General features: G+C 50.4%; 1 protein-coding gene. It reads left to right on the forward strand.

Annotated features, from left to right (window positions below; genetic code table 11):
- Window positions 1-16: 16 nt before the first annotated feature.
- Window positions 17-379, forward strand: a 363-nt coding sequence (locus ETC02_RS17165; RefSeq protein WP_216367886.1) for an FtsW/RodA/SpoVE family cell cycle protein, incomplete at its 3' end; no start/stop codon positions are given.

Genomic DNA, 379 nt, shown 5'->3' on the forward strand with positions numbered 1-379 from the left:
TGACGAAGGGGCCTCCTTGTCCGGGTATTTGGTCAAGCAGCTGGGCTTTTTAGGTGTCGGCATTTTTATCGCTTGGGTCATTTGGCGATGGGGATATCAATTCATTCGTCGCTGGTGCAGTAAGTTTGCCTTGTTCAATGTCGTCTGCCTCATTGCCGTTAAATTCGTCGGCATTACGGTAAACGGCGCCCGTCGCTGGCTGGGATTCGGTGCCTTTTCGTTTCAGCCGTCGGAATTTGCCAAGTTAGCGGCTATCATTACCATGGCCGCCGCCATTGCCTTTTATTTAGAGCGGCACGGGAGTAAGGAATTGATGTCCCTACACCTTCGGAATATCTTTCCCATCGATAAATGGGAAAGAAAGATTCCCTTCGGGAAG

The organism is Geobacillus sp. DSP4a, from assembly GCF_013096875.1.
Classification (GTDB): Bacteria; Bacillota; Bacilli; order Bacillales; family Anoxybacillaceae; genus Geobacillus; species Geobacillus thermophilus.